This window comes from Burkholderia sp. Ap-955 (assembly GCF_011753045.1).
Taxonomy (GTDB): Bacteria; Pseudomonadota; Gammaproteobacteria; order Burkholderiales; family Burkholderiaceae; genus Burkholderia; species Burkholderia lata_D.
In genome coordinates this window covers 58,880-65,938 of record NZ_VWWH01000034.1, presented here as the reverse complement: position 1 = coordinate 65,938, position 7,059 = coordinate 58,880, and the positions used below count along the sequence as shown (strand labels likewise).

At 69.5% G+C, this 7,059-nt stretch carries 7 protein-coding genes and 1 pseudogene; 6 read left to right on the top strand and 2 right to left on the bottom strand.

Annotated features, from left to right (window positions below; translation table 11 throughout):
- The 3 genes and pseudogenes from F3J15_RS19360 to F3J15_RS19350 form a co-directional block, all read left to right on the top strand.
- Window positions 1-348 (top strand): annotated as a pseudogene (locus F3J15_RS19360) (malonate decarboxylase subunit epsilon); the annotation flags it as partial.
- Window positions 349-465: 117 nt separating this feature from the next.
- Window positions 466-987 carry a phospholipase D-like domain-containing protein gene (locus F3J15_RS19355; RefSeq protein WP_069247634.1) on the top strand — a complete coding sequence of 174 codons (522 nt, stop codon included), beginning with the start codon at window positions 466-468 and terminating at the stop codon, window positions 985-987.
- A gap of 125 nt (window positions 988-1,112) precedes the next feature.
- Window positions 1,113-1,757 (top strand): phosphoribosyltransferase family protein, encoded by a 645-nt coding sequence (locus tag F3J15_RS19350; RefSeq protein WP_166893488.1) that lies wholly within the window; start codon window positions 1,113-1,115, stop codon window positions 1,755-1,757.
- A 7-nt stretch (window positions 1,758-1,764) separates the two neighbouring features.
- On the opposite strand, the gene F3J15_RS19345 is transcribed toward F3J15_RS19350, so the two are convergent.
- Window positions 1,765-2,982: a polyhydroxyalkanoate depolymerase gene (locus F3J15_RS19345; protein ID WP_166893486.1), complete on the bottom strand. Its 1,218-nt coding sequence runs from the start codon at window positions 2,980-2,982 to the stop codon at window positions 1,765-1,767.
- 256 nt (window positions 2,983-3,238) lie between these two features.
- Between F3J15_RS19345 and F3J15_RS19340 the strand changes: the two genes are divergently transcribed.
- Window positions 3,239-3,868 carry a glutathione S-transferase gene (locus F3J15_RS19340; protein ID WP_166893484.1) on the top strand — a complete coding sequence of 210 codons (630 nt, stop codon included), beginning with the start codon at window positions 3,239-3,241 and terminating at the stop codon, window positions 3,866-3,868.
- A 501-nt stretch (window positions 3,869-4,369) separates the two neighbouring features.
- The gene (locus F3J15_RS19335; protein ID WP_039352510.1) at window positions 4,370-4,564 is read left to right on the top strand and encodes a hypothetical protein; all 195 of its coding nucleotides are present in this window, start codon (window positions 4,370-4,372) and stop codon (window positions 4,562-4,564) included.
- A gap of 109 nt (window positions 4,565-4,673) precedes the next feature.
- On the opposite strand, the gene proP is transcribed toward F3J15_RS19335, so the two are convergent.
- On the bottom strand, window positions 4,674-6,161 hold the full coding sequence (gene proP, locus F3J15_RS19330) for a glycine betaine/L-proline transporter ProP (RefSeq protein WP_166893482.1): 1,488 nt from the start codon (window positions 6,159-6,161) through the stop codon (window positions 4,674-4,676).
- Window positions 6,162-6,700: 539 nt separating this feature from the next.
- Between proP and F3J15_RS19325 the strand changes: the two genes are divergently transcribed.
- Window positions 6,701-7,033, top strand: a complete 333-nt coding sequence (locus tag F3J15_RS19325) for a YnfA family protein (RefSeq protein WP_089445328.1) — start codon at window positions 6,701-6,703, stop codon at window positions 7,031-7,033.
- Window positions 7,034-7,059: the final 26 nt, after the last annotated feature.

Sequence of the window (7,059 nt, the reverse complement as noted above, 5' to 3'; positions counted from 1 at the left end):
CGGCTCGCCGCGGCCGTGCCGGTGTTCCGCGCATCGCTCGCCGCGACGCCGGTGCGGCGGCCGCTGCCCGGCACGCGGCTGTTTTCGGGGATCGATGGCGCGTCGGTGCTCGACGTCGACGCCGGCCTCGACAAGCTTGCGCGGCAGATCGCGGAGCCGGTCGAGTGGGCGGCCTGTCTGGCCGCCTGCGTGGAGGCCGGTGCGACCGCGTTCCTCGAGCTCGGTCCCGGCCGCGCGCTGGCCGAGATGGCGGGCGGCGCCTATCCGGTGCTGCCGGCGCGCAGCCTCGCGGATTTCCGTTCCGTCGACGGCGTGGCGAGCTGGCTCTCACGCGTCGCGGCGGGCTGATCGACCGCATGAAAAACGGGCTATAGCCCGCGCAGCGGGCACCGGTTTTGCGCTGTGTGTTGCGCCGGCGCAGCAGCATCGCAGGTGGTGCTTGCCACGCGAAATGGCGTCGCTAAAATGGCGCCCGCCATGAGACCAGCCGCCTTCCTTCTCGCCGCGCTTTGCTGCGCGGCGAGCGCCCACGCCGCCCAGATTCCGTCCGATGCCGCATCGGTCGGCACATACTTTTCGTATGACAATGCGGCGGCCGACGCGACCGTCGACCTGATCGGGCAGGCGCAGCGCCGCGTGCTGCTGGCCGGCTACACGCACGTACCGCCGGCGGTCGCGAGCGCGCTGCGCGCGGCCCGCGCGCGCGGGGTCGAGGTACGTGTCGTGCTCGTGCGTTCGCCGCGCGCGGGCAGGTACAGCGGCGCGGGCTATCTGAAATCCTCCGGTATCGACGTGGCGATCGATTCGCGGCACGGCGATCCTGCGCCGCGCTTCGTGATCGTCGACGACAGCGTCGCGCTGACCACGCTGTCCGAAGGCGCGGCCGCGCATGCGGAAACGGTGAACGTGTTCCAGCGTGCGCCCGAGCTCGCGCAATCCTATGCACAGTCGTTCTGGCGGCTGTACCGACAGGCCGGCGGCCTCTGACCTTTTCCCTCGGCGCCGCGCGTGCCGGTGTGACCCTGCTTGCATCGGCGCGGCCGATGAACCATGCTCGTTGACAGGCGCCGGCGCGGGTTTCGCGCATCCGGCGCAACGGCAGGGAGCCGATCGTGTTCGAGTGTTTTGCCGATCGCACCGATGCCGGCTGCCAGCTGGCCGGCGCATTGGGCGATTACGCGGGGCGTGGCGATGTCGTCGTGCTCGCGTTGCCGCGCGGCGGTGTGCCCGTCGCGTATCCGGTCGCGTGTGCGCTGCATGCACCGCTCGACGTGCTGGTCGTGCGCAAGCTCGGCGTGCCGTACGATCCCGAGCTCGCGATGGGTGCGATCGCGACGGGCGGTGCGATTCATCTGCAGCGTTCGGTGCTCCGCTCGATGAACGTGTCCGACGAACAACTCGCCGACGTGGTCGCGCGCGAGACCGCCGAACTGCATCGGCGCGAAGCGCTGTATCGCGGTGCCGCGCCGCCGCTGCCGGTCGAAGGGCGCATCGCGATCGTCGTCGACGACGGCGTCGCGACCGGCGCGTCGATGCGCGTCGCGCTGCAGGCGCTACGCGAGCGTCAGCCGGCGCGGATCATCGCGGCTGCCCCGGTCGCGCCGGCGGGTACACGGCATGTGTTCGACGATCTGGCCGACGCATTCGTCGCGGTGACGTTGCCGCTGCCGTTCTTCGGGATCAGCCAGTTCTACGCGCGCTTCGAGCAGACGAGTGACGACGAGGTGCGTGCATTGCTCGACGCGGCGCGGCGCTGATTCGGCGTCACGTCCGCCTGATGCGGCGCGGGCGAGGGCGGCGGGATTCGGCCCACGCGAACACGCGCTGCAGCATCGGATGCACGTCCCCGTGCCAGCGCGCCCCCGTAAACAGCCCGTAGTGATCGCAGTCGTCGATGTCGATGCGGAAGCGCTCGTCGTCGGCGAGGCCGCTGCACAGGTCGAGCGCCGCGTGCGTCTGGCCGGCGCCCGTGACCTTGTCGCATGCACCTTCGACGGTCAGCAGGACGATGCCGCGCAAGGCCGCCGGCTCGACGCGCTGGCCGCCCACGTCCCACGTGCCGAGCGCAAGGCTCATGCGCTGGAACACGATGTCGACCGTATCGAGGAAGTACTCGGCCGGCATGTCGAGCAGCGCCGTGTATTCGAGCAGCGCGCGCCGCGCGCCGGCGAGCCCGGTCATGTCGAAGCGCGACGCGGCCAGCGCGTACGCTTCGATCAGCGACAGGAAGCGCTGCGGGTACACGAGCGCGATCTCGCCCTGTTGCAGATAGGTGGGAAACACGTGGCGGCCGTGCCCCGCGAAGCCGGGCGGCACGACGTCGATCAGGTGGCGGCGGCACCAGCCGAGCGAATGGGCGACAGCGGCTGTGCCGAGCGCACTCGGATTCCGGCGCGCGTCGAGCGGGCCGCCGATCAGTGTGACGCTCGCGGGCGAGGGGAGACCGCGGGCCGCCCGCAGCGCGAGCGCGCCGAGCGCCGGCACGGTCGCCTGGCACACGGCGACGACATGCAGCGGCCGGTCGTCGTGCGCGAGCCCGTCGACGAAGCCGTCGAGCGTCGCGACGTACTCGTCGAGCCCGAATCGGCCCGACGCGAGCGGCACGTCGCGCGCATTGCGCCAGTCGGTGATGCTGACATCGCCGTCCGCGAGCAGCGTCTCGACGGTTTCCCGCATCATCACGGCCGCGTGCCCGGCGAGCGGCGCGCACAGCAGCACCGTGCGCCGCGCATCGGCGCGCGTGAAGCGCCGCAGGTCGCAGAACGGCGTGCGCGCGACGACGCGCTCGCCGAGCGCCGGCCATCCGATGTCGAAGTGCGGGGGGGCGTCCGGCGGCCCGAGCAGCGGCTCGAACAGGTCGTCGTAGCACGATGACGCGGCGTGCGGCAGCGTGGCCGCGGGCCACGCGTCGAACGCGTGCCGCGTCGCGGCGCGCCAGGCGCGCATCCATTCCCGCTGCTGCTCGACGAGGGCATACCACATGACGAATCTTGGGGCGGAAGGGGCGTGAACTTGCATTATGGTCACTGTGGCCGGACAACGTGAGCCCCGTGCGCGGCCGGTTGATGCGCATCAGGCGCACGGGCGCGAAGGCCGGCCGCGCACGTTCCGCTATGTCGGCAAACGCATTCGTGGCGCCGGCGCCGGCGCGGGTCCGGTGCCGGCGGCGGGCGCTAGGCGAAGCCAGACGACGCTGCTACAGTCGTCGTTCCCATTCCCCTCAAGCGGAGCGTTCGCGATGAAGCTGATCGGCATGCTGGATTCCCCGTTCGTGCGTCGGGTCGCCATTTCGGCGAAGCTGCTCGACCTCCCGTTCGAACACGAGTCGATCTCGGTGTTCCGTCATTTCGAGCAGTTCAGAGCGACCAACCCGGTCGTCAAGGCGCCGACGCTCGTGACCGACGACGGCGCGACGCTGCTCGATTCGTCATTGATCGTCGACTATCTCGATCATCGGGTCGCGCCCGAGCGGCGCTTGCTGCCCGATACCGCCGATGCACGGCTGCGCGCGCTCGTGCCGGTCGGTTTCGCGCTGGCGGCTGCCGAGAAGACCGTGCAGGTCGTCTACGAGCAGGCGCTGCGTCCGGCCGACAAGCAGCATGCGCCGTGGCTCGAGCGCGTGCTGAGCCAGATCGAGGGCGCATACGGCGCACTGGAGCCGCTCGTCGCGGCCGCGAACGGCTGGTTCGGCGGCGCGCGCCTGCTGCAGTCCGACGTGACGGTCGCGGTCGCATGGCGCTTCACGCAGTTCATGGCCGCCGACTATCCGGTGCTCGCGCGGATCGATCCGGCCCGTTATCCAGCACTCGCCGCGCATTCGGCGCGGGCGGAAGCGCTGCCGGCGTTCGTCGAAACACCGCTCGTCTAGGGCCTGTTCACGCTAATAACGGGCTTGCGAACGTGCCTTGCCGGTCGCAATGCAAGGAGTGAGGAGCGCCGTTTGGCCGCGCCAAACGCCCCGAAGGAAGTCCCCTTGGGGGACAAGCGACGATCGACGCCGCAATACGGCCGGCAAGGCGCGTTCCCCTGTTCGGGAAAATTCATTCGTGGGGCTGGCCACCAGAAGGGCCGATCGCCGCGTCATGCTCCTCGCGAATACGTTGAGTATTCGCTTCGTCGCAATCCTTGCGCGCGGCCCTTCTGGTGGCCAGCGCAAGCCCGTTATTAGCGTGAACAGGCCCTAGGCGTCGCGGCGACAGGCGGCGGGGCCCCGCGCCGCTGCCCGTCGCCCGCTCGGCCTTGTCGGGCATGCCGCTGTCGATTGTTCTCGGCGGCTGACAAGTGACTTCGCATTCGCGCTGTTTATCCGGACGCGGCCGGTCCCTAGAATCCACTCCATCGAATGACGCCTTGCCTGATGGAGCCGCAGATGAAAGCCCTGATCGAATCGAGCCTGTACCACCCGTCCCTCGTGTTGCCGCTTGCCGCGCTGACGCAGCTGATGGTCGAGCGCGATTTCAATCTCGGTCAGGTCGGGCTGATCGTCGCGGCGCGCGGTGCGCAGGCCGCCGTGTCGCGCTCGCGAGCGCTGATTTTCTGCCGCCAATGCGAAGCGCAGGCATGAGTGCGCTGGCGTCGAATGGATGAAAAAAAGCCCGGCCGGCGCAAGCCGGTCGGGCGGATCGGGTTCGATCGGGCCCCGGCTTCGGCCGGGGCTTTTTCATGGGCGACGCTCAGGCGCGTGCCGGCGACGCGACACCGTACATCTCCGATTCGTCGTCCTCGCGCATCTGGCGCACGAGCTGGTGGGCTTCGCGGCGCGACGCGACGGCCGGCGGCGAGCCCTTGAGCGGCTGGCGCGCGGTTTCGGCGAGCGCGACGACCGACACGATGCCGATCACGGCGGCGCCCATCATGTAGTACGCGGGCATCATCAGGTTGTGCGTGACATCGACCAGCCAGGCGGTCACGAGCGGCGTCGTGCCGCCGAACAGCGACACCGACACGTTGAAGCCGATCGCGAGCGCGCCGTAGCGGATCTCGGTCGGGAACAGCGCCGGCAGCGCCGACGGCATCACGCCGGTAAAGCACGACAGCAGCACGCCGAGGATCAGCAGGCCGCCGAACACCGACGCCGTGGTGCCCGCGTGGATCAGCATCATCGACGGGATCGACAGCGCGAGCAGGCCGACGCAGCCGGCGAGCATCACGGGCTTGCGGCCGACCTTGTCCGACAGGCGGCCGGCGGCGAGCGTCAGCGGCATCATCAGGACCATCACGATCAGCACGAGCACGAGGCTGTGCGATTCGTCGAAGTGCAGCGTCGACGACATGAAGCTCGGCAGGTACGACAGCACCATGTAGTCGGTCACGTTGAAGATCAGCACGAGGCCGACGCACAGCAGCAGGGCGCGCCAGTTGCGCATCAGCGTTTCGCGGAAGCGCGCCTTCGGCACGGCCTTGTCCTGCGCTTCGCGCTCTTCGGCCTGGCGCTTGAACGCGGGCGTTTCCTCGAGCCTCATCCGGATGTAGAGACCGATCAGGCCGAGCGGGCCGGCGATCAGGAACGGCACGCGCCAGCCCCACGACAGCAGCGCTTCCTGCGACAGCGACGCGGTGAGCAGCGCGACGACGCCCGCGCCCATCACGTAACCGATCAGCGTGCCGAACTCGAGGAAGCTGCCCATGAAGCCGCGGCGCTTGTCGGTCGAGAATTCGGCGATGAAGGTGGCCGCGCCGCCGTATTCCCCGCCGGTCGAGAAGCCCTGCACGAGGCGGGCGACGAGCAGCAGCACGGGCGCCATGATGCCGATCGACGCGTAGCTGGGGATCAGGCCGATCGCGAACGTGCCGACGGCCATCATGATCATCGTGGCGGCGAGCACGCGCTGGCGGCCGATGCGGTCGCCGAGCGGGCCGAACACCATGCCGCCGAGCGGGCGCACGAGGAACGCGGCCGCGAACGTGCCGAAGGTCGCGAGCAGCTGCGCGGACGGGCTGCTGGACGGGAAGAACACCTTGCCGAGCGTGACGGCGATGTAGCTGTACACACCGAAGTCGAACCATTCCATCGCATTGCCGATGGCCATGGCGCTGACGGCGCGCTTGAGGAGGCTCTGGTCGACGACGGTGATGTCGTCCGCGACGAGCGGGGCTTCGCCGGACGACGAAGCGGTGGAAGAAGCAGCGGTCGGGCTGACGTGTGTTGCGGTCAAGGTCATGCACTCCTTTGACTGCGCCGAACGGGCGAGCCGTCCGACACGGTTTGCCGGCGAGCGCGGTGTCGGCTGCGGCGCGTCGGGGCAGACCTTTAAGCACTTACTGCACGATGGGCGGTAAAGGGCCGTAAGGGGCTGCTTCGACGCGGGCCCGATGGGCCGTCGCGACAGTGCGCTCATGAAGAATGGGCCGCGTGATGCAGGCGGCAGCTGCCGGTGCGGACGGTGTCCAGCGTTCCGGCAAGCGCCCCGGAGGGGCAACGAAACGAGAAAAGCGGGCCTGTCGGGCGGGCTTTCCTGTGTGTGCAATTTCGGTCGAAGCGCCGGCCCGCAACGCGCGGACGGACTTCTCTCGAAATCGAATAGACAGAGATTGAATGTTGAAACAGGTGACATGATAGCACGATGACGGATGATCGTGCAAATTGCCGGGAAACGCCCGGCTGGTGGGGCGTCCGGCGGAGGCGGCTCGGGTATGATCGGCGGCGCACGGCGGGGCCGTGCGGCTCCTGGTGACAGGGGCCGAATTCACGAGGAACCGGATGACCGAACTGATGAGGATCGCGGCGCTGTTTGCCGCCACCGCGCTGGCCGAAATCGTCGGCTGTTACCTGCCGTGGCTCGTGCTGAAGGGCGGCCGGCCGGTGTGGTTGCTGGTGCCGGCCGCGCTGTCGCTCGCGCTGTTCGCGTGGCTGCTGACGCTGCACCCGAGTGCGGCGGGGCGCACCTATGCCGCGTACGGCGGCGTTTATATCGCGGTGGCGCTGGTCTGGCTGCGGGTGGTCGATGGCGTTGCGCTGACCCGCTGGGACGTGGCCGGCGCGATGCTTGCGCTCGGCGGAATGGCGGTCATCGCGCTGCAGCCGCGCGCGTGAGCGCGGCCGCGGCGTGAGCCGCCGGC

Coding starts and splice junctions, on each gene's coding strand:
- F3J15_RS19355 (WP_069247634.1), top strand. CDS start 466: ATGGCGCCCGCCATGAGACCAGCCGCCTTCCTTCTCGCCGCGCTTTGC.
- F3J15_RS19345 (WP_166893486.1), bottom strand. CDS start 2,982: ATGTGGTATGCCCTCGTCGAGCAGCAGCGGGAATGGATGCGCGCCTGG.
- F3J15_RS19340 (WP_166893484.1), top strand. CDS start 3,239: ATGAAGCTGATCGGCATGCTGGATTCCCCGTTCGTGCGTCGGGTCGCC.
- F3J15_RS19335 (WP_039352510.1), top strand. CDS start 4,370: ATGAAAGCCCTGATCGAATCGAGCCTGTACCACCCGTCCCTCGTGTTG.
- proP (WP_166893482.1), bottom strand. CDS start 6,161: ATGACCTTGACCGCAACACACGTCAGCCCGACCGCTGCTTCTTCCACC.
- F3J15_RS19325 (WP_089445328.1), top strand. CDS start 6,701: ATGACCGAACTGATGAGGATCGCGGCGCTGTTTGCCGCCACCGCGCTG.